Here is a 22,206-nt window from a genome sequence, read left to right as displayed (position 1 = left end):
GTTCGGGTGCTCACTTGACGGCCCCGAAGGACAGCCCCTGCACGAGCTTGTTCTGCGCGATCCACCCGGCGATGATCACCGGCAGCGCACACACCGTGGCCGCGGCGCACAGCTTCGCGAAGTACAGGCCCTCGCTGGTGATGAAGCCGACGAGGAACACCGGCACGGTGGCGGCCCGGGCCGCGGTGAGGGTGACGGCGAAGAAGAACTCGTTCCAGGCGAAGATGACGCAGATCAGCGCCGTGGCGGCGATGCCGGGGGAGACCACCGGCAGCACGACCTCGCGCAGCGTCCGGCTCAGCGACGCGCCGTCCATGCTGGCCGCCTCGAGCAGTTCCCTGGGCACCTCGAGGAGGAACGAGCGCATCATCCACACCGCGATCGGCAGGTTCATCGCCGTGTAGAGGATGACCAGGGTCCAGATGTTGTCGAGCATGCCGATGTAGTTCACCAGCACGTAGATCGGGACGATCGCCGCGACGACCGGCAGCATCTTGGTGCTGATGAAGAAGAACAGCACGTCCTTGGTCTTGCGCACCGGGCGCAGCGACAGCGCGAACGCCGCGGGGATGGCCAGCGCCAGCACGAGCAGCGTCGAGACGACGGTGGCGAACAACGAGTTGAGCAGGTAGGGCCCGATGCCGGCGCCGAACACCTCCTCGAACTGGGCCAGCGTGGGGGTGAAGAACAGCGACGGCGGGGTGGTGTACGCGTCGGCCTCCTGCTTGAACGCGGTGAGCACCATCCACAGGATCGGGAAGAAGAAGCCGATACCGACGATCCACGCCAGCACCCCCAGCAGCACGCTGCCGGTGCGGCGCCGCCGCGGGGCGAGTTTCTCGGCACCTGCGCTCTCGGCCGTCTCGCGCGCGGTGGTGACGGCTCCGGTCGTGGCGGCCATCACGCGGCCTCCTCGCTCCCGCTGAAGCTCTTGAAGATCAGTCGCAGCGCGAACGTCGCCACGATGATCGTGAGGACCACGACGACGACACCCATCGCAGCCGACTGCCCGATGTCGAAGCCCAGGAACGCCCGCTGGTAGATGTAGAAGGGCAGGTTGGTGCTCGCGATGCCCGGGCCGCCCTGGGTCATCATGTAGATCGTGTCGAAGGTGTTGATCAGGTAGATCGTGCCGAGCACGATGCCGAGCTCGATGAACCGGCGCAGGTGCGGGAGGGTGATCTCGCGGAAGATCGCGAAACCGGTGGCGCCGTCGACGCGGGCGGCCTCCAGCACGTCGTGCGGCTGGCTCTGCAGGCCGGCCAGGATCAGCAGCATCATGAACGGCGTCCACTGCCAGACCAGCGCGACGATCACCGAACCCAGCGGGAACGTGGACACCCAGTCCGTGGTGTCGGCGCCGAAGGGCTTGAGCACGAAGTTGATCAGCCCGTAGACCGGGTCGAACATCGTGGTCTTCCACAGCAGCGCCGCGGCGACCGGGGTGACCAGGAACGGCGTGATGAGCAGCGTGCGGACGACCCCGCGGCCGATGAACGCGCGGTCGAGCAGCAGCGCGAACAGCAGCCCGAGCACCACCGCGACGAGCACGGTGCCGACGACGAGCACCACCGTGTTCAACGTGACCGTGCGGAACTGGCTGTCGGTGAACACCTGGACGTAGTTCTGGAGCCCGACGAAGTGCCGGGAGCCCGGCCGCACCAGGTTCCACGACTGCAGCGAGTAGAACAGCGTGAACACGAACGGCAGCTGCGTGACGATGATCGCGAAGATCAGCGCGGGCAGCAGGGGCGCTCGGCGTACCCAGCCGTCGGCCCGCGAGCCGGGGCCGCGTACCGGCCTGGCGGGCGCGCGGGCCGGTTCGGCCGGCGGCCTCTCGACGGTGGTGGTCACGTCTGCTCCTCGCTGACGCTGGTAGGCGCCCTGCCCGCGGGTGCGGTGCCGGATGGTGACCTCGCGAGGCCGGTCACGACCCCTCCCCCTGGTAGGTCGCACCGACGGTCGCTGCGTACTTCTGGGCCTGGGCGAGCGCCTCGTCGACCGTCTGCTGACCGGCGATGGCGGCGCTCAGCTGCTGGCTGACCCGGGTGCCGAGATCCTGGAACTCCGGAATCCCGAGGAACTGGATCCCGGTATAGGGCACCGGCTGGAGGGTCGGTTTCTGCTGGTCGGCACTGCCGATGGCGGCGAGGGTCGGCCCGGCGAACGCGGCAGCGGCCTGCTGGTACTCGGGGATCTGGTAGGTCGACAGCCGTGCCCCCGGCGGCACACGGGCCCAGCCGAGCTGGGCCCCGACCAGCTTCGCGTAGTCCTTCGAGGTCATCCAGGACATGAACTTCCAGGCGGCGTCGACGTGCTGGGACGTGGTCGGGATGGCCAGCGACCAGCTGTACAGCCAGCCCGCGTTGTCCTTGGCGACGATCGGGGCCGGCGCGAAGCCGACCTTGCCGACCACCTTGCTCTCGGTCGGGTCCTCGAGCAGGCCCGCCGCGACCGTCGCGTCGTACCACATCGCGGCGTTGCCCTGGCTGAACTGCGTGGCGCACTCGGAGAACCCGGCGGTGGGGGCGCCCGGTTCGCCGTACCGGCGCACGGTGTCGACGTAGAACTGGGCGGCCTGGCGGACCTCCGGGGACTGCAGCTGGGCGTTCCACTGCGGGTCGTACCAGCGGCCGCCGAAGGTGTTGATCACGGTGTCGAACGGGGCGAGGATCTCCCCCCAGCCCGGCTTGCCCCGCAGGCAGATCCCGGCCAGGCCCTTGCTCGGGTCGTCGAGCCTGGCGGCGATGTCGCGAACCTGCTGCCAGGTCGGCTTCGCCGGCATGGTGAGGCCGGCCTGCTCCAGCAGGTCCTTGCGGTACATCAGGAACGAGGACTCGCCGTAGAACGGGACCGAGTACATGTTCCCGTCGTAGGACAGCGCGTTGCGGACGGCCGGGATGAAGTCCTGGGAGTCGTAGCCGGGGGTCGCGTTGATCAGTGGCTGCAGGTTGACCAGCCAGCCGTTGCGCGCCCACTGGGGCGTCTCGTAGTTACTGATCATCACGGCGTCGAACTCGCCGCCACCGGTCGCCACCGAAGCGGTGATCTTGGCGCGGGCCTCGTTCTCGGCCAGGCTGACGAACTTCAGCCGGATCCCCGGGTTCTGTGCCTCGAACTGCGGGGAGAGCTTGATCGCGTCCTGCATCTGCGGGTTGGAGACGATCGCGATCGTCACCGTGGTCACCCCGGCTCCGCCGCCACCCAGCTCGCCGGCCCCCGCGCAACCGGACAGCACGAGTGCGAGAACGGCGAGCACCGCGCTCGGCAGCGCGCGCAGCCGCTTGCCGCGGATCCGCCGGCCGGGCGGGCCGGTGGCAGGTACGGATGGGCCGGTCGGGGCCACGGTGCCCTCCCTCGAGCCGCGGGTCAGGGTCGGCCGCGCCGAGCGGCCGTGTCTCAGGTCACAGTGGCAGAACTGTAGGCTCGACGTAAGCGCTTGCGCAAGCGCTTACGCAGTAGCCTCGGTCATCCCATCGGGGCAGCAGCCGGCACGGGGCGCGATCCACAGGTGGTCGGCGCCACCACCGTGACCGTCCGGGAGGTGTCCCATCGCCACCATGGCCGACGTCGCCAGGATTGCCGGGGTGTCCATCGCGACCGTCTCGCACGTGCTCAACGGCACCCGGGCGGTCCGCGAGCAGACCCGCGACCAGGTGCTGGCCGCCGTGCGGGCCACCGACTACAGCCCCAACACCGTCGCGAGATCGCTGGCCACGGCGCGGACCACGACGATCGGGCTCGCGCTCTCGGCGATCTCCAACCCGTACTTCGGTGAGCTGCTCTACGCCATCGAGTCCGAGGCCGCCCAGGCCGGCTACACGCTGCTGCTCGCCGACCCGCACGAGGACCCGGGCTACGAGGACACGGTCGTGCAGCGGCTCTACCGGCGCCGGGTCGACGGGGTGCTCCTCGCTCCGTCGGCCGATCCCGGCTCCGCGCTGGCGTTCCTCGACGCGCGTTCGGTGCCGACGGTGCTCATCGACCGGATCATCGACGGCGGGTTCGACCAGATCGGCACCGAGAACGTCGGGCCGGTCGCCGGGCTCGTCGACCATCTCGCCGAGCTGGGCCACCGCCGGATCGCGCTGGTCGCCGGGCACGCGGGCCTGGCCACCACGATCGAGCGGATCGAGGGCTACCGGCTCGGGCTCACCCGCCGCGGCCTGGCGTACGACCCGTGGCTGGTCGTCGACGGCAACTCCGAGGCCGAGCCCGCCCGCCGAGCGGTGCACGCGCTGCTCGGCGCCGACCCCAGGCCCACCGCGATCATCACGGCCAACAACTCGATGACCATCGGCGCCATGCAGGCGCTGCAGGAGGCCGGGCTGCAGGTTCCGGCCGACATCGCGCTGGTTGCGTTCGACGACTTCCCCTGGGCGAAGCTCTTCCGGCCCCGGCTGACCGTCGTCGCGCAGCCCTTCGCCGACCTCGGCCGGCAGGCCGTCCGCCTGCTGCTCCGCCGGATGGCCGATCCGGCGGCCCCGCCGCACACCGTGCGGCTGCGACCGCGGTTCATGCACCGCGAGTCCTGCGGCTGCCCGCCAGGGGACGGGGCCGGAGATCGTTCCCCGGCGCCCACACCCTGAGGCCTGCCCGTTCGCGGCCGCGCCGGGCCGACCGGCGCCGGGGCTCAGACCAGCCCTTCGACGGTCGCCCGGGCGCCGTCGCGGTGCAGGGAGTTCAGCGCCCACAGGTAGCTCTCGGTGAAGCGCTTGTCGTCGACGAGGTCGCCGAACACCGCACGGTTCTCGACGAACACGAGGGGCTCCTCGCGCTGCCGGCGGGCCAGTGGCACGAGGGTCTCGGCCAGCCGGTCCTGGACGTCGATCGGCTCGCCCTTCTCGTCGACGCCCTCGGCGTAGCGGGCCCAGCTGGCCACGACAGCGACCGCCCGGTCGATCTCACCGCCGCTCGCCAACTGGTGCCGGATCACCGGCAGCACCCACAGCGAGATCCGGTCCGAGCTGCCGAAGTTGATGCGCGCCAGGGTGTCGGCGATCCCCGGGTTGGCGAACCGCTCGATGAGCGTGGTCTTGTACGCGTCGAGGTCGACGCCGGGCACCGGGCTCAGCGTGGGCGTGCCCTCCCGGTCCATGTAGTCGCGCAGGAACCGGGCGAACAGCGGGTCGCCGGCGACCTCGTGGACGTAGCGATACCCGGCCAGGTAGCCGAAGTACCCCAGCGCCTGGTGGCCGGCGTTGAGCAGGCGCAGCTTCATCAGCTCGTAGGGGACGACGTCGGGGACCAGTTGCACCCCGACGTCCTCCAGCGGCGGGCGCCCGGCGCTGAACTCGTCCTCCAGCACCCACTGGGTGAACGGCTCGCACACGACCGGCCAGCCGTCCTCGACGCCGAACCGGCGGGCCAGTTCCGCGCGGTCGTCGTCGCTGGTGGCCGGCGTGATGCGGTCGACCATCGAGTTGGGGAACGCGACGCTGCCGGCGACCCAGTCGCCGAGCTCGCGGTCGCGCATCCCGGCGAAGGCGGTGAAGACGCGCTTCGCGGTGTCCCCGTTGCCCTGGATGTTGTCGCAGGACATGATCGTGAACGGCGCTAGCCCCCGCTCCCGGCGCCGGGCCAGCGCCTCGGTGACCAGCCCGAACACCGTCCGCGGAACCGCTCCGGGGCGCAGGTCGGCCTGCACGTCCGGGTTCGCGGCGTCGAACTCCCCGGTGACCTGGTCGACGGTGTAGCCGCCCTCGGTGACGGTCAGCGAGACGATCCGGGTGCTCGGGGCGGCCAGCTTCCCGACGACGGCCTCCGGGTCGTCCGGAGCGAAGAGGTACTCGACGATCGAGCCGATCACCCGCGGTTCCAGTGAACCGTCCGGCTGCTTCACCACCAGCGTGTAGAGCCCGTCCTGGGCGTCCATGACCTCCTGCATCCGCCGGTCCGACGGCAGCACCCCGACCCCGCAGATCCCCCAGTCGAACCCGGTACCGGCTTCCATCAGCCGGTCCAGGTACATCGCCTGGTGCGCTCGGTGGAACCCGCCGACACCGAAGTGGACGATGCCACAGCGGACCCGGGAGCGGTCGTAGGCGGGAGTGGGGACGGTGTCGAGGGCGGATACGGTCTCGCCGTCGAGTCGGGTCATGGTTCCCCTCCTGCGCTGATGGCGAGTGGCCCCGGTCCGGCCGGGGTTCTCGCCTTCCCCCGGCGCCCGCCTGATACTGCCACCGTGGTCAACGATCCGGACAAGTTCGACGGTGCCATGGTGGCCGGCGTCGACTCCTCGACCCAGGCGACGAAGGTCGTCGTGGTCGACGCGGCCACGGGCTCGGTACTGCGTGAGGGCCGGGCGGCGCATCCGCCGGGCACGGAGGTCGATCCGCGGGAGTGGTGGTCCGCGCTGGCCGAGGCGTGCGCGGGTGGGCTGCTCGACGGGGTCTCGGCGATCTCGGTCGCCGGGCAGCAGCACGGCATGGTGTTGCTCGACCGCGCCGGTGAGCCGGTACGCGACGCGTTGCTGTGGAACGACACCCGGTCGGCCCAGGCGGCCGAGGACCTGATCGCCGAGCTCGGCGGGGCGGGCGCATGGGTCTCCGCCGTCGGCACCGTGCCGGTCGCCAGCATCACCGCCACCAAGCTGCGCTGGACCGCGCGGGCCGAACCGGGGACCGCGGAGCGCGCGGCCCGGGTGATGTTGCCGCACGACTGGCTGACCTGGTTGCTGATGGGGCGGCCGGGAGAGGCGGTCACCGATCGTGGTGAGGCGTCGGGCACGGGCTACTGGTCGACCACCACCGGTGAGTATCGGCCCGACCTGCTGGACCTGGCCTTCGGCCGGGATCTCGACGTGCCCCGGGTGTGCGCGCCGGGGGAGGGTGCCGGGCGCGCGGCCGAACTGGTGCCGGGCGCGGTGGTCGCAGCGGGTACCGGGGACAACATGGGCGCCGCGCTCGGGGCCGGCGCCGAGCGCGGCGACGTGCTGGTCTCGATCGGGACCAGCGGCACCGTGTTCGCGGCGCACGACGTGCCCGTCGCCGACACCTCCGGGGTGGTCGCGGGGTTCGCCGACGCCACGGGCGGCTACCTGCCGCTGGTCGCAACGCTCAACGCGGCGCGGGTGCTCCGGGCCGGCGCCGACCTGCTGGGCGTCGACCTGGCCGAGCTCGACCGGCTGGCGCTGTCCGCCGAACCCGGCGCGGGCGGGCTGGTGGTACTGCCCTACCTGGAGGGTGAGCGCACCCCGAACCGGCCCACCGCCCGGGGCGCGGTGGCCGGCCTGACCGGCGCGAACGCGACACCGGCGAACCTCGCCCGGGCCGTTGTCGAGGGCATGCTGTGCGGGCTGGCCGACGGGCTCGACGGCCTGGTGGCGCACGGCGTCCCGGTGCGCCGGGTACTGCTGATCGGCGGCGGCAGCCGGTCGGCGGCGGTGCAGGCGCTGGCCCCGCTCGTGTTCGGGGTGCCGGTCACCGTGTTGGCGCCCGCCGAGTACGTGGCGCTGGGCGCGGCGCGGCAGGCGGCCTGGGCGCTCACCGGGTCGGCGCCGGACTGGGCACGTCCCGAGGAGGCCAGCATCGACCTGCCCGTCGACGGCGCCGAGATCGCCGCGGCGGTCCGGGGACGCTACGCGCTCGTGCGCGGATAACGCTGTTCCGGCGACGATTTCCGCGCACGGGCGAGCCCCAGCACCTCGGCGAGATCGAAGCTGACCGGCTGTTCGAGCTGCTCGTAGGTGGCCGACCGCGGGTCGCGGTCCGGGCGCCAGCGGACGAACTGTGCGGTGTGCCGGAACCGCACGCCCTCCATGTAGTCGTAGCGCACCTCGACGACCCGCTCCGGGCGCAGCGGCGTGAACGACAGGTCCTTGCCCGCGTTCCACCGGCTCGTCTCGCCCTTGCGCGGCGTGCGGTGGCCCTCCTCCTGCCGGGCCCAGGCCCACGGGTGGTCGTCGAACGTCGTGACCAGCGGCTGCAGTTCGGTGAACAGCTCCTTGCGCCGCGCCATCGGGAATGCGCCGATCACGCCGACGGAGACGAGGTCGTCGCCGTTGTACAGGCCCAGCAACAGTGAGCCGATCGCGTCCGGGCCCGACTTGTGCAGCCGGTAGCCGGCGACCACGCAGTCCGCGGTCCGCTCGTGCTTGATCTTGTACATGACCCGTTTGTCCGGTTCGTAGGGCAGGTCCAGCGGCTTGGCGATGAGCCCGTCCAGCCCGGCCCCCTCGAATTGCTCGAACCAGCGGGCGGCCAGCTCGCGGTCTCGGGTCACCGGGGTGAGGTGCACCGGCGCCGTCGCCCCCGCGAGCGCCTCCTCGAGCGCGGCCCGCCGGTCGATCAGCGGCTGCCCGGTCAGGTCGGTGTCGCCGAGGGCCAGCAGGTCGAACGCGACGAAGCTGGCCGGGGTCTGCTCGGCGAGCAGGTTGACCCGGCTCGCCGCGGGGTGGATGCGCTGCTGCAGCGCCTCGAAGTCCAGCCCGCCGCGCTCCCGGTCGACGATCACGATCTCGCCGTCGATCACGGCCCGCTCCGGGAAGTTCGCCTTGACCGCCTCGACGAGCTCCGGGAAGTACCGGGTCATCGGCCGCTCGTTGCGGCTGCCGATCTCGACCTCGTCGCCGTCGCGGAAGATGATCGACCGGAAGCCGTCCCATTTGGGCTCGTAGAGCTGACCGTCGGGAATCGCGCCGACGGGCTTGGCCAGCATCGGCTTGACCGGGGGCAGCACGGGGAGGTCCACGACGGGCATCCTGCCCCGTCCGGCCGGTCTGCGCTGCCCCATTCGACCCGGCCGAGTGCTCCCGGCTGCGCGGCGGGAGGATCGGGCCCGTGATCGGGACGAGGTCGCGATGGCGAGGCTGACGGCGGCCGAGCTGGCGGCGGCGCGCGAGAAGACGGTCGACGACGTGCTGCCCGGTCCGGGGGGCCCGCCGCTGCGCGTGCTGTTCTGCGGGATCAACCCGGGGCTGGTCTCCGCGGCCACCGGGCACCACTTCGCGCGCCCGGGCAACCGGTTCTGGCCGGTGCTGTTCGGGGCCGGTTTCACCCCGCGGCTGCTGCGCCCGGACGAGCAGGGCGAGCTGGCCGCACTCGGGCTGGGCATCACGAACCTGGCTGCCCGCGCCACGGCACGCGCCGACGAGCTGACGGCCGAGGAGCTCGTCGCGGGCGGGCGGCGGTTGCGGGCGCTGGTGGAGCGGCTGCGCCCGCGGTGGCTCGCGGTCGTCGGGGTCACCGCCTACCGGACGGCGTTCGACGCGCCGAAGGCCGCGGTCGGGCCGCAGGACGCCGGGCCGGGGGAGACCGGGGTGTGGGTGCTGCCCAACCCGAGCGGGCTCAACGCGCACTGGTCGCGGGAGGCGATGGTGGCGGAGTTCGGCCGGCTGCGAGCCGCCGCGGACGCGTAGCGCCGTCAGGCGTCCAGGTCCTGGACGTCCTCGTCGGGTTCCGCCTCGCCGGCGCGCGCGTCCCGGTCGGCCCACTCCAGCAGCTCGTCGAGCATGAACACGGCGTCGTCGATGCCGGCGTGCAGGTCGCCCAGCTCGGCGAACCGGGCCGGCACGGTGGCGATGGTGAAGTCGCGCGGGTCGGCGTCGTCGATCTCGTCCCAGCGGAGCGGGGTGGAGACCACCGCCTCGGGCACGCCGCGCACCGAGTAGGCGCTGCGGATCGTGTGGTCCCGGGTGTTCTGGTTGTAGTCGACGAAGATCGACTTCGGGTCGCGGTCCTTGCGCCACCAGGTCAGGTCGACCAGCTCCGGGGCGCGGCGTTGCACCTCGCGGGCGAACGCGTGCGCGGCCCGGCGGACGTCGGAGAAGCCCCAGCGGGGCTCGATCCGCACGTAGACGTGCAGGCCCTTCCCGCCGGACGTCTTCGGCCAGCCGACCGCACCCAGCTCGTCGAGCACCTCGTGCGCGACGCCGGCGACCCGGCGCACGTCGGCGAAGGACGCCTCGGGCATCGGGTCCAGGTCGATGCGCCACTCGTCCGGCGACTCGGTGTCGGCGCAGCGCGAGTTCCACGGGTGGAACTCGACGGTCGACATCTGCACCGCCCAGACCACGTCGGCCGGGTGCGTGACGCACAGCTCGTCGGCGTGGCGGCCGAACCGGGGGAACTCGACACGGCACGTGCGCACCCACTCCGGGGCGCCGCGGGGGAGCCGCTTCTGGTGCACCTTCTCCCCGGTCACGCCGGTGGGGAACCGGTGCAGCATGCACGGGCGCTCGCGCAGGGCCCGGACGATCCCGTCGCCGACGGACAGGTAGTACCGGGCGAGATCCAGCTTGGTCTCGCCGCGGGCCGGGAAGTAGACCCGGTCCGGGTTGCTGATCCGGACGGTTCGGTCGCCGACCTCGAGGTCGACGGCCGGAGCGGAGCCGGACCGGGCCGCGATGGTGACGCGCTCCGGGTCAGCGCCGCCAGGCGTGGCGCTTGCGGACCGTGCCCGCGATCACCGCGATGATGATGATCACCGACGGGATGCACATCCAGAGGATCTCGGTGACGCTCACGTGGTGGCCGATGAGCAGCAGCGGCAGGATGATCGCGACCGCGATGGCGGCGATCCGGGTGCCGTTCGGGAAGCTCCCGTGCCAGCCCCACTCCGCCGACGGCTCATCCAACGGGTCGACCGCCGGTCGCTGCGCCAGCTCCCGTGAGTTACTCGCCACGCCGTCCTCCCGCTGCACGTACGCCGGCCCGGGCGGGCCCGCCGATCAGGGTCCCATCGTCGCACAACGCGCCGGCGGGGATGATGTGTGGTGATGAGTGACGTGAAGATGCCGCGCCCGCCCGGCCGGTCCGTGCTCGTGCTGGGCTCGACGGGGTCGATCGGCACGCAGGCGCTGGACGTCGTCGCCGCCGCGGGCGACCGGTTCACCGTCGCCGGGCTGGCCGCGGGGGGCGGCGACCCGGCGCTGCTGGCCGCCCAGGCCCGCGCCCACGGAGTGCGCCGGGTCGCGGTGGCCCGCGAGGACGCCGCCGCGGCGCTGCGGGCGGAACTGCCCGGCGTCGACGTGCTGGCCGGGCCGGACGCGGCCACCGAGCTGACCGCGACCACGCCCGCCGACGTGGTGCTCAACGGCATCACCGGATCCCGTGGTCTCGGCCCGACGCTGGCCGCCCTGGAGGCCGGGGCGACGCTGGCGCTGGCGAACAAGGAGTCGCTGGTCGCCGGGGGTGCGCTGGTCACCGGAGCGGCCGAGCCCGGGCAGATCGTCCCGGTCGACTCCGAGCACTCGGCGCTGGCGCAGTGTCTGCGCGGCGGCAGCGGCGCCGAGGTGGCCCGGCTGGTGCTCACCGCGTCGGGCGGGCCGTTCCGCGGACGGAGCCGCGCCGACCTGGGCGACGTGACCCTCGGCGAGGCCCTCAAGCACCCGACCTGGGACATGGGGCCGGTCGTCACGATCAACTCGGCCACCCTGGTGAACAAGGGCCTCGAGGTGATCGAGGCCCATCTGTTGTTCGGGGTGCCCTACGAGCGGATCGACGTCGTCGTGCACCCGCAGTCGATCATCCACTCGATGGTCACGTTCGTCGACGGCTCCACGCTCGCCCAGGCCAGCCCGCCGGACATGCGGCTGCCGATCGCGCTGGCCCTGGGCTGGCCGGACCGGGTGCCCGGTGCCGCGGCCGCGTGCGCGTTCGACGCAGCGCAGGCCTGGACGTTCGAGCCGCTCGACGACGACGCGTTCCCCGGGGTCCGGCTGGCCCGCGCGGCCGGCACGGTCGGCGGCTGCCTGCCCGCGGTGTTCAACGCGGCCAACGAGGAGGCCGTCGCGGCATTCGTCGCCGGGGCGTTGCCCTACCTCGGCATCACCGATGTGGTGGAACGGACGCTGGCGGCCGCCGACGCCTGGCACGGTGATCCCGCTACCGTGGACGACGTGCTGGCAGCCGAAGCGTGGGCGCGGGCCCACGCCCGGGAGTTGGCGGGAGCCGAATCTGTGAGAGGGACCGAAGCATGAGCTTCGTGCTGGGTGTGGTGCTGTTCGCCCTGGGCATCGCGATCTCCATCGCGCTGCACGAGGCGGGGCATCTGCTCACCGCCAAGGCGTTCGGCATGCGCGTGCGCCGCTACTTCATCGGCTTCGGGCCGAAGATCTTCTCGTTCCGCCGGGGCGAGACCGAGTACGGGCTCAAGGCGATCCCGGCCGGCGGGTTCTGCGACATCGCCGGGATGACCGCGCTCGACGAGGTCACCCCGGAGGAGCGGCCGCGCGCGTTCTTCCGCAAGCCGACCTGGCAGCGCGTGGTCGTGCTGTCCGCCGGGTCGATCACGCACTTCATCATCGGCGTCGTGCTGATCTTCATCCTCGCCGTGACGTCGGGCCTGATGACCTCCCCGACGGTCGTCGGCCAGGTCGCCGACTGCGTGTCGAACCAGGACGCACAGGGCAACATCGCGCCGTGCACCCCGGCCGACCCGGCTCCGGCCCGCGCCGCCGGCATCCAGCCCGGCGACCGGGTGCTCAGCGTCGCCGGGACCCCGACCACGACCTCCGACGAGGTCCGGGCGCTGCTCGCGAACGCCGGCGGCCCGGTCCCGGTGGTCGTCGAGCGGGACGGCCGGCAGGTGCCGCTGACCGTCGACATCGCCCGCACCGAGCGGCTCGACCCGACCACCGGGAAGCTGGTCCAGACCGGCGCGCTCGGAGTCACCTTCCCCACCGTCGAGCAGTTCACGCCGGTGACGGCCATCCCGGCCACGTTCAGCTACACCGGCACGATGTTCGCCGGTGTCTGGCAGGGCCTCATGATGTTCCCGGAGAAGATCCCGCGGTTGATCGACGCCATCGGCGGCGCCCCGCGCGACCTGAACACCCCGGTCAGCGTGGTCGGGGCGACCGTCATCGGCGGCGACTTCGCCGAACGGGGTCTGTGGGAGCTCTTCGTGATGCTGCTGGCCACGCTGAACTTCTTCGTCGGCGTGTTCAACCTGCTGCCGCTGCTGCCGCTCGACGGCGGGCACATCGCGGTGAACCTCTACGAGCGGGCCCGGGACTGGACGCGCGCGAAGCTGGGCAAGGCGAAGATGCCGCCGGTGGACTACACCAAGCTGCTGCCGATCACCTACGCGGTGATCCTGGTCGGCGGCGCGATCAGCCTGCTCACCCTGACCGCCGACATCGTCAACCCCATCCGTCTGCAGTAGTGGCGGCCGAACAGATCCCGGACCGGCCGCTGGCCGTGTTCGACATCGACGGCGTGCTTGCCGACGTCAGCCACCGGCTGCACCATCTCTACGCCCGTCCGCAGCGCTGGGAGCACTTCTTCTCCGCGGCCGACAAGGACCCGCTGCTGGAGGAGGGTGCGACCCGGCTGCGGGCGGCGCTGCTGGACTACGACGTCGTCTACCTGACCGGACGGCCGGAGCGCAACCGCCGGCTCACCGAGCGCTGGCTGGCCCGGCACGATCTGCCCACCGACCCGCTGTACATGCGCTCCGACGACGACTACCGGCCCGCCCGGATGATGAAGCGCCAGGTGCTGCGCAAGCTGGCCCGCACCCGCACGGTGGCCTCGGTGCTCGACGACGACCCGGCGGTCGTCGACATCCTGGCCGCCGACGGCTGGCCGGTCGAGCTGGCCACCTGGCTGCCGCACTCGTCGACGCTGCGCGACGCCCAGGAGCGCCGCGGCCGGACCTGATCGGGGCATAGTTCGAGCCCGCTGCGTGGGCCCGGACACGGGGAGCGGCGGGGTCCGGGCACACCAGGGATACTGGAAGCGTGAGCGTCTCCCTGGGTATGCCTGCGACCCCCGCACCTACTCTCGCGGCCCGCCGGAAGACCCGGCAGCTGCACGTCGGCCCGGTCGGTGTCGGCAGCGACTATCCGATCTCGGTGCAGTCGATGACCACGACGCTGACCGCGGACGTGAACGCGACACTGCAGCAGATCGCCGAGCTGACCGCCGCCGGCTGCGACATCGTGCGGGTCGCGTGCCCGTCCCAGGACGACGCCGATGCGCTGCCGGCGATCGCGCGCAAGTCGCAGATCCCGGTGATCGCCGACATCCACTTCCAGCCCAAGTACGTCTTCGCCGCGATCGAGGCCGGCTGCGCGGCGGTGCGGGTGAACCCGGGCAACATTCGCAAGTTCGACGACCAGGTCAAGGAGATCGCGGCCGCCGCGCGCGACCACGGCACCCCGATCCGGATCGGCGTCAACGCCGGCTCGCTGGACAAGCGGCTGCTGGAGAAGCACGGCAAGGCGACGCCCGAGGCGCTGGTCGAGTCGGCGCTGTGGGAGGCCGGCCTGTTCGCCGAGCACGACTTCCACGACATCAAGATCTCGGTCAAGCACCACGACCCGGTCGTCATGGTGCGCGCCTACGAGTTGCTGGCCGAGCAGTGCGACTACCCGCTGCACCTCGGCGTCACCGAGGCCGGCCCGGCGTTCCAGGGAACGATCAAGTCGGCGGTCGCGTTCGGTGCGTTGCTGAGCAAGGGCATCGGCGACACGATCCGGGTCTCGCTGTCGGCCCCGCCGGTCGAGGAGGTCAAGGTCGGCACCCAGATCCTGCAGTCGCTCAACCTGCGCCCGCGCAAGCTGGAGATCGTGTCCTGCCCGTCGTGCGGGCGTGCCCAGGTCGATGTCTACAAGCTCGCCGACGAGGTGACCGCCGGGCTCACCGGCATGGAGGTCCCGCTGCGGGTCGCCGTGATGGGCTGCGTGGTGAACGGGCCGGGGGAGGCCCGCGAGGCCGATCTCGGCGTCGCGTCCGGCAACGGCAAGGGCCAGATCTTCGTCAAGGGGGAGGTCGTCAAGACCGTCCCCGAGCACGCGATCGTCGAGACGCTGATCGAGGAGGCCCTCAAGATCGCCGAGACGATGGAGACCGAGGGGGAGCCGCAGGTCACCGTCGGCTGACACCCACGGCGGTGCCGCCGGATCGTCACGCGGCCGATGCGAATGACCCTACGGGCGACCGGCGTTCCCGGGTTGGGTGAGCCTGGCGTGGGCACCGCCGTCGCCGTGTGGCACCTTTAGGAGGTGCTCAGAGTTGCCGGAGCCCGGCTGCTCGACGATCGTGACCGCGCCGGCGTGCGAGCGGCCCTTGATGCCGACCCCGTCGCGGCGTGCATGGTCGCGGCCCGGATCGAGATCGCAGGGTTGGATCCATGGCGTCTCGGCGGCGAGCTCTGGGCCGTCGGGTCGCGGTTGGACGGGTTGTGTTTCTCGGGGGCCAACCTGGTCCCGCTGCGGGGCCAGCGTTCGGCGATGCGCAGCTTCGCCGACCGGGCCCGCCGGCACGGCCGCAGTTGCTCCTCGCTGGTCGGCCGCGCGGAGCTGGTGCTGCCGATGTGGGAGGAGCTGGCCACCAGCTGGGCCCCGGCCCGGGAGGTGCGTCCCGATCAGCCGCTGATGGTGCTCGCCGGCCCGCCCCGGGTCGAGCCGGACCCGTGGGTGCGCGCGGTGCGGCCCGACGAACTGGACCGGTATCTGCCGGCCGCCATCGCGATGTTCACCGAGGAGGTCGGCGTCGACCCGCGCGCCGGGGACGGCGGCGTCGGGTACCGCGCCCGGGTGGCCGAGCTGGTCGCCGCGGGCCGCGCGTTCGCCCGGTTCGAGGGCGACGAGGTCGTCTTCAAGGCCGAGATCGGCGCGCTGTCCTCACAGGTCGGGCAGATCCAGGGCGTGTGGGTGCACCCCGCGCGGCGCGGCCACGGACTGGGCACGGCCGGGACCGCCGCCGTCGCGGAGCGGCTCGCCGCACTGGGCCGGGTGTCGAGCCTGTACGTCAACGGGTTCAACCACGTGGCCCGCGCGACCTACGACCGGATCGGCTTCACCCAGGTCGCCAGCTTCGCCACCGTGCTGTTCTGACGCCCTCCGCGTCCCCGCCCTGTCACCACTCCCGTGTCACCACTCCCGTGTCACCACTCCCGTGTCACCACTCCCGTGTCACCACGAACGGCACTTTCGTTCAAACCTATTGAACGAAAGTGCCGTTCGTGACACGGCGGGCGGGGTCAGGCGGCGCCGAAGAGCTTCTCCTGCTCCTCGCGGAGCTGGTCGATCAACCGGCCGGGCGGGAGCGTCACGTCGGCGTAGGTGAGCACCGCGTCCTTGGGCACGTCGCGGACCAGGGTGCAGCCTTCCGCGACGCCCATCGGCAGCAGCCCCTCGGCCCGGGTGACCGGGGTGGACTCGGCCTGGCCGTAGGTGTCGTAACCGCCGAGGCCGTCGAGGGTCTGGCCCGCAGTGAGGTCCCGCTTGGCCGTCGCGACGACGTCGACGCGCGGGCCGGCCGGCGGAGCCAGCGCGGCGTCGGCGAAGTCGACCGCGCGCACGAGCGTGTTCGGCACCTCGAAGTGGCACAGGTGGTACGGCGTGTAGAAGCTGTACAGCGGGCCCTTGCCCAGCTTGTAGAGCTCCAGGTAGTGCCGTTGCTTCGGGTCGTCGTGGGTGCCCAGCACGTACACGCCGGGGCCGGGCTTGGCGCCCACCACGTAGTCGACGATGCCGCCGAGCTCGCGCAGCTCGTCGATGTCGAAGCGGCCGGTCAGCTCGTCGACGTGCCCGTCGTGGTCCCAGCCGTTCATGGCCCGCTTCGGGACGGTCAGCCCGAACGCGTTCGCCACGATGGCCTGCTCGAAGGAGATCTTCGTGCCGTCGGCGAAGCTGGTGACCATGTACGGGTCCTGGCCCCAGCGCTCCGCGAAACCCTTCTGCGTGGTCGGGTTGCGGTAGGGGTCCTGCAGGCCCTTGATGTTGCCGGCCACCAGCGGGGTGACGCCGATGCCCTGCACGAAGCGCAGCAGGTTGCCCTGCACGCCGGGCTGGTCGCCGTCCGCGCCGGTGAGCACGACCCCGGCCTGGCGGGCGCGGTGCGCGAGCAGCGGCCCGACGGTGCCGTCGAGTTCGGCGTTCATCGTGACCACCGGCAGTCCGCGCTCGATGGCCGCGAGGGTGATCCGGGCACCGAACTCGACCGCGCCGGTGACGTCGACGACGCAGTCGAGGTGGACCGCGCGCAGCAGCTCGAACGCGTCCTGCAGAACGGCGGGCGTGCCCGCCTCGATGGCGACGTCCAGCCGGGCGGCGGTCTCCACGACGACGGGCTCGACGCCGGCGTCGGTGTAGGCGCGCTGCGCGTTGGCGAGCGTGCGGTTCGCGACGGCGACGAGCGCCATCCCCGGCACCGAGCTGACGATCTGGTTGGCCAGCCCGCGGCCCATGAACCCGGCACCGATCATGCCGACGCGGATCGGGCGGTTCTCGGCCTCGCGCCTGCGCAGCGCGGTGTCCAGGATGATCATCGGTCCGCCACCGACACCTCGGACAGCAGCGGCCAGGCCGCGTCCTTCTCCGAGACCGTGGTGACCTCGGCCGGCCACTGCACGCCCAGCTCGGGGTCGTTCCAGCGCAGCCCGCGCTCGGCGCCCGGTGTGTAGGCGGTGCTGACCTGGTACATCACCTCGGCGTTGTCGGTGAGCGTGAGGTACGCGTGCGCGAAGTCGCGCGGCACGAACATCGCGGTGCGGTTGTCGTCGGTCAGTTCGGCGCCGAAGTGCTGCAGGTACGTCGGCGACTCCGGCCGCAGGTCCACGATGACGTCGTAGATCGCGCCGCGGTAGCAGCGGATCAGCTTGGTCTCGGCGTTCGGCTCCAGCTGGTAGTGGAAACCGCGCAGCGTCCCCTTCGCGTAGTTGAAGGAGATGTTGGCCTGCTCGACCAGCGGTTCGAGGCCGGCGTCGATGAACTCCTGACGGCAGAACGATCGGGCGAAGAACCCCCGGTCGTCCTCCAGCCGCTTCAGGTCGATCAGGGCCGATCCGGCCAGGGGCGTGCTGTGAATCTGCATCGGGAGGGTTCTCGTCCTCTTCCGTCGGACTTGTCTCGTGATCTCGCCGCAGGCATGGTAGAGCGCCGTCCGGTGGGCCCCAGCAGCGCGGACGCCCGCCCAACGCCTTCGCCGGGCTGTCCAGCGGGCCGCTCGGCCGGCTCGGCGGGCGTCTGATGCTCCGGATGAGCGGCGGCGCTGCGCCGGGTCCTGCGCCCGGGCGGGGAGTTGGTGCTCAGCTGGCACGGCGGCCGTGAACCCACCCGCGTGCACCACCCCGACGCGCCCGTCCGCAGGGCGCGGCGGCGGGTGCCGGCTGGGCATACTCGGCGGGTGCCCGTGTCCGCCCGCCGCCCGACCGTCCGGACCGCCGTGGTACTCGTGACCCTCCTGCTGCTCGCCGTGGCGGCGGGCTGCGGGCTCTTCCGGGGTGGCGGGCCGCAGCGGGCCGCCGAGGATTTCCTCGCCGCCTGGGCCCGCGGTGACGACGCGGCGGCGGCCGCACTCACCGACGATCCGTCCGCCGCGGGGGAGTTGCTCGCCGCGGTCCGCCAGGCGCTCACCCCGGCGAGGCTGACCGCCGAGCTCGGCCAGGTCCGGACCGCGGCCGACCACGCGACGGCGTCGGCGGACCTGAGCTGGGACCTGGGCGCCGGCCGGCACTGGAACTACCTCGGCGAGCTCGAGCTGCACCCGGCGCCGCAGACGGAGAGGGGCTGGCGGGTGCACTGGGCGTCGACCGTGGTGCACCCGCAGGTGGCCGCCCGCCAGCGGCTCGCGCTGGGCACCGACGCGCCCGAGCCCGCCCCCGTCGTCGACCGCAACGGGGTGCCGCTGCTCGCCGCCACCACCGTGGTCAACGTGCTGTTGGACCGGCGGGCCGCCGGCGACCTGCCGGCGGTGGCCGGCGCGCTGGCCCGCGCGCTGTCCCCGATCGATCCGGCGATCACCACCCGGACGATCACCGACGGCGCCGCCCGCACCCCCGACGGGCAGGCCTACTCGGTGGTCGTGCTGCGTGACACCGACTACCAGGGCGTCCGCGCTGCCATCTACGACCTGCCCGGGGTCCGGTTCACCACCTCGTCGCGGCTGCTCGCTCCCGACGCCGCGTTCGCCCGCCAGGTCCTGCCCGGGGTGCGTACCGAGGTCGCCCCGCAGGTGGACGGGGTCGCCGGCTGGTCGGTACGGGTCGTCGACGCCACCGGCGGGACCGTGCGCACGCTGATCGAGCAGCCGCCGACACCGGGCGGCACCGTGGTCCTCGGGTTGGACCGCACCCTGCAGGCCGCCGCCGAGGACGCCGTCGAGCGGATCTCGCAGCAGGCCGTGCTGGTGGCGGTACAGCCGTCCACCGGCGATCTGCTGGCCGTGGCGCAGAACGGTTCGGCGGACGCCGCCGGGCCGTTGGCGCTCACCGGCCGCTTCCCACCCGGCTCCACGTTCAAGATCGTCACCGCGGCGGCGGCCGTCGAGGAGGGCGGGCTGGCCGCGGGCTCGCCGGTCGGGTGCCCGGGCACCACGGTGATCGGCGGCCGGCTGATCCCCAACTTCGAGGGTTTCGACCTCGGCACCGTCCCGCTCGGCCGCGCCTTCGCCCGGTCCTGCAACACCACGTTCGCACAGCTCGCGGCACAACTGGGCCCCGACGCACTGCCGCGTGCCGCGCTGGCGCTCGGGCTCGGCGCCGACTACCGGGTCCCCGCGCTGACCACCGTCACCGGCTCGGTGCCCCCGGCGCCCGACCAGGTGCAGCGGGCCGAGGACGGCTTCGGCCAGGGCCAGGTGCTGGCCAGCCCGCTGGGGATGGCGCTGGTCGCGGCCACCGTCGCGCACGGCGCATCCGTCGTGCCGCAGCTCATCCGCGGCCGCCCCACCGAGGTGCTGCAGCCCGCCACCGGGCCCGCCCCGGCCGCGCTCGAACAGGTGCGGTCGATGATGCGTCAGGTGGTCACCGAGGGCACCGCGACCCGGTTGGCCGGGCTCGGTGAGGTGTACGGCAAGACCGGCACCGCGGAGTTCACCGGCGCCGGCGGGCGCGCACACGGCTGGTTCGTCGGCTACCGCGGCGACGTCGCGTTCGCCGTCCTGGTGGTGGACGGCGGCTCGTCCGAGCCCGCGGTCGACGCGGCCCAACGCTTCCTGGCCGCCACCGGCTGACCCCGCGGTCGCCGCAGCGCTTACCCTGGCCGGGTGCCTCAGGGACAGCCCAACCGGATTCCGCTGCTCGCGCTCGCGGCCGACGTCGTCGCCGTCGTGGTGTTCGCGGCCATCGGGCGGGCCAGCCACGCCGAGGCCGACGACCTGCTCGGCCTGCTCGCCACGGCGAGCCCGTTCCTCGGCGGCCTCGCCGTCGTCTGGGCGACGCCCTGGGTGCGGGCACACCCGACGGGCCTGAAGGCGGGCGGGGCGGCGCTCGCCGGCGGTGCGGTGCTCGGCCTGCTGCTGCGCGCCGCGTTCACCGGCCGGCTGCCGCTGAGCTTCGCGGTGGTCACGGTCGTCTCGCTGGCGGTGCTGCTGCTGGGCTGGCGCGGCCTGGCCCACCTGGTCTCCCGGCTGTGGATCCGTCGCAAGCACCGCGCCCTGGGCTGAGCAGCAGCGTTCCGAGGCAGGTCACAGCCGCGGCGCGGCCTCGGTGGCCGGGCGGAACTACACTGCAAGGATGCCCGCCCGCACGTTGCTCACCCCCGGCACGCAGACCCCGATCCGCCCGGTCCCGGCGCACATCCCCCGCCCGGAGTACGTCGGCAAGAAGGCGCCGGCGAAGAACACCGACCCGTGGGTGCAGACGCCCGAGACCATCGAGGCGATGCGGGTGGCCGGGAAGATCGCCGCGCAGGCGCTGCAGGCCGGCGGTGCCGCGGTCGCGCCCGGCGTCACCACCGACGAGATCGACCGGGTCGTGCACGACTACCTGGTCGACCACGACGCCTACCCGTCCACGCTGGGCTACCGGGGCTTTCCGAAGTCGTGCTGCACCAGCCTCAACGAGGTCATCTGCCACGGCATCCCGGACTCGACCGTGATCCAGGACGGCGACATCGTCAACATCGACGTCACGGCCTACATCGGCGGCGTGCACGGTGACACCAACGCCACCTTCCTCGCCGGCGACGTGTCCGAGGAGGACCGGCTGCTCGTCGAGCGCACCCACGAGGCCACGATGCGCGCGATCAAGGCGGTGCGTCCGGGCCGCGAGCTCAACGTCGTCGGGCGTGTCATCGAGTCCTACGCGAAGCGCTTCGGCTACGGCGTGGTCCGCGACTTCACCGGGCACGGCATCGGCCGCGCGTTCCACAGTGGCCTCGTGGTGCTGCACTACGACCAGCCCGACGTGCACACCGTCCTCGAGCCGGGGATGACGTTCACCATCGAGCCGATGATCACTCTCGGCACCGTCGACTACGACATCTGGGACGACGACTGGACCGTCGTCACCAAGGACCGGCTGCGCACCGCGCAGTTCGAGCACACCGTGGTGGTCACCGCCGACGGCGTGGAGATCCTGACGCTGCCCTGAGCCGGTCCGGGGCGGGATCCGCCTGCATGGACTCCCGCGCGGGGCCCGTCGTCCGTACGCTGCGGTGATGGCGAAGGTCTACGACGACATCAGCCCGAAGCTCGCGGCGTGGATCGAGGCGCAGCCGATGTTCTTCGTGGCCACCGCTCCGCTGGCCGCCGACGGGCTGGTCAACGTCTCGCCGAAGGGTACGACCGGCACGTTCCGGGTGCTCGACAGGCTGACGTTCTCCTACATCGACCTCACCGGCAGCGGCGTCGAGACGCTCGCCCACCTGCGCGAGAACGGGCGGATCTGCGTGATGTTCTGCGCGTTCGACGGCCCGCCCACCGTCGTCCGGCTGCACGGCACCGGCCGGGTGGTGATCAACGGGGAACCGGGTTTCGACGCCGCGCTGGAGCCCTTCGGGCAGGCCGGCAGCAGCCGCCGGGTCCAGACCCGCTCGGTGGTCACCGTCGACGTCGCGCGGGTGGCCGACTCGTGCGGGTTCGCGGTGCCGATGATGGACCTGCGCGCCGAGCGCGACCTGCTCGACACCTGGGCCGTCGGTAAGACCCCGGAGATGCTCGACGCCTACCACGCCAAGAAGAACGCGACCAGCCTGGACGGCCTGCCGGGGGTGCCGGCAGACGTCCGGACCGCCGCGGTTCAGGACTGAGCGGGCGCGCCGAGGACCTCGGCGAGGCGGCGCACGCTCACGCGGCCGCCTGGTGCTTCTTGAGCGCCGCCAGCGCTTCGTCGGCGTGCAGGTCGAACGTGGACTCGCCGGCGATCTCCGCGATGATCCGCCGGTCCTGGCCGATCACGTAGGTGCGCCGGCGGGTGTGCAGGCCGCCGGGCAGCCACCAGCGCCAGGCGCCCATCTCTCTGGCCACCGCGCCGTCCTCGTCGGACAGCAGCGGGTAGCCCAGTGAATGCGAGGTGGCGAAGATGCTCTGCCTG

22 protein-coding genes are annotated in these 22,206 nt (G+C 72.4%); 12 read left to right on the top strand and 10 right to left on the bottom strand.

Annotated elements, in window-relative coordinates:
- Positions 1 to 10 precede the first annotated feature (10 nt).
- From HF526_RS02035 to HF526_RS02025, 3 genes are all read right to left on the bottom strand, one after another.
- Positions 11 to 901, bottom strand: a complete 891-nt coding sequence (locus HF526_RS02035; RefSeq protein WP_169379461.1) for a carbohydrate ABC transporter permease — start codon at positions 899 to 901, stop codon at positions 11 to 13.
- On the bottom strand, positions 901 to 1,854 hold the full coding sequence (locus tag HF526_RS02030) for a carbohydrate ABC transporter permease (RefSeq protein WP_169379460.1): 954 nt from the start codon (positions 1,852 to 1,854) through the stop codon (positions 901 to 903). Before HF526_RS02030 ends, HF526_RS02035 begins: the two co-directional genes overlap by 1 nt.
- A 73-nt stretch (positions 1,855 to 1,927) precedes the next feature.
- The gene (locus tag HF526_RS02025) at positions 1,928 to 3,295 is read right to left on the bottom strand and encodes an ABC transporter substrate-binding protein (RefSeq protein WP_338051236.1); all 1,368 of its coding nucleotides are present in this window, start codon (positions 3,293 to 3,295) and stop codon (positions 1,928 to 1,930) included.
- A gap of 265 nt (positions 3,296 to 3,560) precedes the next feature.
- Between HF526_RS02025 and HF526_RS02020 the strand changes: the two genes are divergently transcribed.
- A complete protein-coding gene (locus tag HF526_RS02020; RefSeq protein ID WP_211176623.1) occupies positions 3,561 to 4,589 on the top strand; it encodes a LacI family DNA-binding transcriptional regulator in 1,029 nt (342 codons plus the stop codon).
- A 44-nt stretch (positions 4,590 to 4,633) separates the two neighbouring features.
- On the opposite strand, the gene HF526_RS02015 is transcribed toward HF526_RS02020, so the two are convergent.
- Positions 4,634 to 6,100: a mannitol dehydrogenase family protein gene (locus HF526_RS02015; protein WP_169379459.1), complete on the bottom strand. Its 1,467-nt coding sequence runs from the start codon at positions 6,098 to 6,100 to the stop codon at positions 4,634 to 4,636.
- Positions 6,101 to 6,217: 117 nt separating this feature from the next.
- Here HF526_RS02015 and xylB point away from each other — a divergent pair, with 117 nt between their 5' ends.
- The gene (gene xylB / locus HF526_RS02010) at positions 6,218 to 7,600 is read left to right on the top strand and encodes a xylulokinase (RefSeq protein WP_169379502.1); all 1,383 of its coding nucleotides are present in this window, start codon (positions 6,218 to 6,220) and stop codon (positions 7,598 to 7,600) included.
- On the opposite strand, the gene HF526_RS02005 is transcribed toward xylB, so the two are convergent.
- Positions 7,579 to 8,691 (bottom strand): ATP-dependent DNA ligase, encoded by a 1,113-nt coding sequence (locus HF526_RS02005; RefSeq protein ID WP_169379458.1) that lies wholly within the window; start codon positions 8,689 to 8,691, stop codon positions 7,579 to 7,581. The two genes, xylB and HF526_RS02005, sit on opposite strands and share 22 nt — an antisense overlap.
- A 109-nt stretch (positions 8,692 to 8,800) precedes the next feature.
- Here HF526_RS02005 and mug point away from each other — a divergent pair, with 109 nt between their 5' ends.
- On the top strand, positions 8,801 to 9,358 hold the full coding sequence (mug, locus tag HF526_RS02000) for a G/U mismatch-specific DNA glycosylase (protein ID WP_169379457.1): 558 nt from the start codon (positions 8,801 to 8,803) through the stop codon (positions 9,356 to 9,358).
- Between the two features lie 5 nt (positions 9,359 to 9,363).
- On the opposite strand, the gene ligD is transcribed toward mug, so the two are convergent.
- A complete protein-coding gene (gene ligD, locus HF526_RS01995) occupies positions 9,364 to 10,347 on the bottom strand; it encodes a non-homologous end-joining DNA ligase (protein ID WP_169379501.1) in 984 nt (327 codons plus the stop codon).
- Positions 10,348 to 10,363: 16 nt separating this feature from the next.
- A complete protein-coding gene (locus HF526_RS01990) occupies positions 10,364 to 10,624 on the bottom strand; it encodes a DUF2631 domain-containing protein (RefSeq protein WP_169379456.1) in 261 nt (86 codons plus the stop codon).
- Positions 10,625 to 10,717: 93 nt separating this feature from the next.
- On the opposite strand from HF526_RS01990, the gene dxr reads away from it, so the two are divergent.
- From dxr to HF526_RS01965, 5 genes are all read left to right on the top strand, one after another.
- Positions 10,718 to 11,920, top strand: a complete 1,203-nt coding sequence (dxr, locus tag HF526_RS01985; protein WP_239028165.1) for a 1-deoxy-D-xylulose-5-phosphate reductoisomerase — start codon at positions 10,718 to 10,720, stop codon at positions 11,918 to 11,920.
- A complete protein-coding gene (locus HF526_RS01980) occupies positions 11,917 to 13,107 on the top strand; it encodes a M50 family metallopeptidase (protein WP_169379455.1) in 1,191 nt (396 codons plus the stop codon). Before dxr ends, HF526_RS01980 begins: the two co-directional genes overlap by 4 nt.
- Entirely contained in the window at positions 13,107 to 13,604 is a 498-nt protein-coding gene (locus HF526_RS01975; RefSeq protein WP_169379454.1) for a phosphatase domain-containing protein, read from the top strand. Before HF526_RS01980 ends, HF526_RS01975 begins: the two co-directional genes overlap by 1 nt.
- An 80-nt stretch (positions 13,605 to 13,684) precedes the next feature.
- Positions 13,685 to 14,827: a flavodoxin-dependent (E)-4-hydroxy-3-methylbut-2-enyl-diphosphate synthase gene (ispG, locus tag HF526_RS01970; protein ID WP_338051231.1), complete on the top strand. Its 1,143-nt coding sequence runs from the start codon at positions 13,685 to 13,687 to the stop codon at positions 14,825 to 14,827.
- 123 nt (positions 14,828 to 14,950) lie between these two features.
- The gene (locus tag HF526_RS01965; RefSeq protein WP_169379453.1) at positions 14,951 to 15,784 is read left to right on the top strand and encodes a GNAT family N-acetyltransferase; all 834 of its coding nucleotides are present in this window, start codon (positions 14,951 to 14,953) and stop codon (positions 15,782 to 15,784) included.
- 146 nt (positions 15,785 to 15,930) lie between these two features.
- On the opposite strand, the gene HF526_RS01960 is transcribed toward HF526_RS01965, so the two are convergent.
- Together HF526_RS01960 and rfbC are read right to left on the bottom strand one after the other, a co-directional pair.
- Positions 15,931 to 17,220: an NAD(P)H-dependent oxidoreductase gene (locus HF526_RS01960; RefSeq protein WP_169379452.1), complete on the bottom strand. Its 1,290-nt coding sequence runs from the start codon at positions 17,218 to 17,220 to the stop codon at positions 15,931 to 15,933.
- Positions 17,217 to 17,765, bottom strand: a complete 549-nt coding sequence (gene rfbC / locus HF526_RS01955; RefSeq protein ID WP_169379451.1) for a dTDP-4-dehydrorhamnose 3,5-epimerase — start codon at positions 17,763 to 17,765, stop codon at positions 17,217 to 17,219. Before rfbC ends, HF526_RS01960 begins: the two co-directional genes overlap by 4 nt.
- Before the next feature lie 312 nt (positions 17,766 to 18,077).
- Between rfbC and HF526_RS01950 the strand changes: the two genes are divergently transcribed.
- From HF526_RS01950 to HF526_RS01935, 4 genes are all read left to right on the top strand, one after another.
- Positions 18,078 to 19,904: a penicillin-binding transpeptidase domain-containing protein gene (locus tag HF526_RS01950; RefSeq protein ID WP_338051230.1), complete on the top strand. Its 1,827-nt coding sequence runs from the start codon at positions 18,078 to 18,080 to the stop codon at positions 19,902 to 19,904.
- A 33-nt stretch (positions 19,905 to 19,937) separates the two neighbouring features.
- Positions 19,938 to 20,336 (top strand): DUF3054 family protein, encoded by a 399-nt coding sequence (locus HF526_RS01945; protein ID WP_169379450.1) that lies wholly within the window; start codon positions 19,938 to 19,940, stop codon positions 20,334 to 20,336.
- 70 nt (positions 20,337 to 20,406) lie between these two features.
- Positions 20,407 to 21,264, top strand: a complete 858-nt coding sequence (map, locus tag HF526_RS01940) for a type I methionyl aminopeptidase (protein WP_169379449.1) — start codon at positions 20,407 to 20,409, stop codon at positions 21,262 to 21,264.
- Between the two features lie 67 nt (positions 21,265 to 21,331).
- Positions 21,332 to 21,922 carry a pyridoxamine 5'-phosphate oxidase family protein gene (locus tag HF526_RS01935; protein WP_169379448.1) on the top strand — a complete coding sequence of 197 codons (591 nt, stop codon included), beginning with the start codon at positions 21,332 to 21,334 and terminating at the stop codon, positions 21,920 to 21,922.
- A gap of 37 nt (positions 21,923 to 21,959) precedes the next feature.
- On the opposite strand, the gene HF526_RS34430 is transcribed toward HF526_RS01935, so the two are convergent.
- On the bottom strand, positions 21,960 to 22,139 hold the full coding sequence (locus tag HF526_RS34430) for a hypothetical protein (protein ID WP_338051229.1): 180 nt from the start codon (positions 22,137 to 22,139) through the stop codon (positions 21,960 to 21,962).
- Positions 22,140 to 22,206: the final 67 nt, after the last annotated feature.

Source organism: Pseudonocardia acidicola (assembly GCF_012911935.1).
Taxonomy (GTDB): domain Bacteria; phylum Actinomycetota; class Actinomycetes; order Mycobacteriales; family Pseudonocardiaceae; genus Pseudonocardia; species Pseudonocardia acidicola.
The sequence above is the reverse complement of the archived record's forward strand: the minus strand, read 5'-3'. Positions and strand labels throughout refer to the sequence as shown.

Bases quoted from the DNA above. Each gene is read 5' to 3' on its own strand.
- HF526_RS02035 (WP_169379461.1), bottom strand. From the start codon at position 901: ATGGCCGCCACGACCGGAGCCGTCACCACCGCGCGCGAGACGGCCGAG.
- HF526_RS02020 (WP_211176623.1), top strand. From the start codon at position 3,561: ATGGCCGACGTCGCCAGGATTGCCGGGGTGTCCATCGCGACCGTCTCG.
- HF526_RS02015 (WP_169379459.1), bottom strand. From the start codon at position 6,100: ATGACCCGACTCGACGGCGAGACCGTATCCGCCCTCGACACCGTCCCC.
- xylB (WP_169379502.1), top strand. From the start codon at position 6,218: ATGGTGGCCGGCGTCGACTCCTCGACCCAGGCGACGAAGGTCGTCGTG.
- mug (WP_169379457.1), top strand. From the start codon at position 8,801: ATGGCGAGGCTGACGGCGGCCGAGCTGGCGGCGGCGCGCGAGAAGACG.
- dxr (WP_239028165.1), top strand. From the start codon at position 10,718: ATGAGTGACGTGAAGATGCCGCGCCCGCCCGGCCGGTCCGTGCTCGTG.
- HF526_RS01980 (WP_169379455.1), top strand. From the start codon at position 11,917: ATGAGCTTCGTGCTGGGTGTGGTGCTGTTCGCCCTGGGCATCGCGATC.
- HF526_RS01960 (WP_169379452.1), bottom strand. From the start codon at position 17,220: ATGATCATCCTGGACACCGCGCTGCGCAGGCGCGAGGCCGAGAACCGC.
- rfbC (WP_169379451.1), bottom strand. From the start codon at position 17,765: ATGCAGATTCACAGCACGCCCCTGGCCGGATCGGCCCTGATCGACCTG.
- map (WP_169379449.1), top strand. From the start codon at position 20,407: ATGCCCGCCCGCACGTTGCTCACCCCCGGCACGCAGACCCCGATCCGC.
- HF526_RS01935 (WP_169379448.1), top strand. From the start codon at position 21,332: ATGGCGAAGGTCTACGACGACATCAGCCCGAAGCTCGCGGCGTGGATC.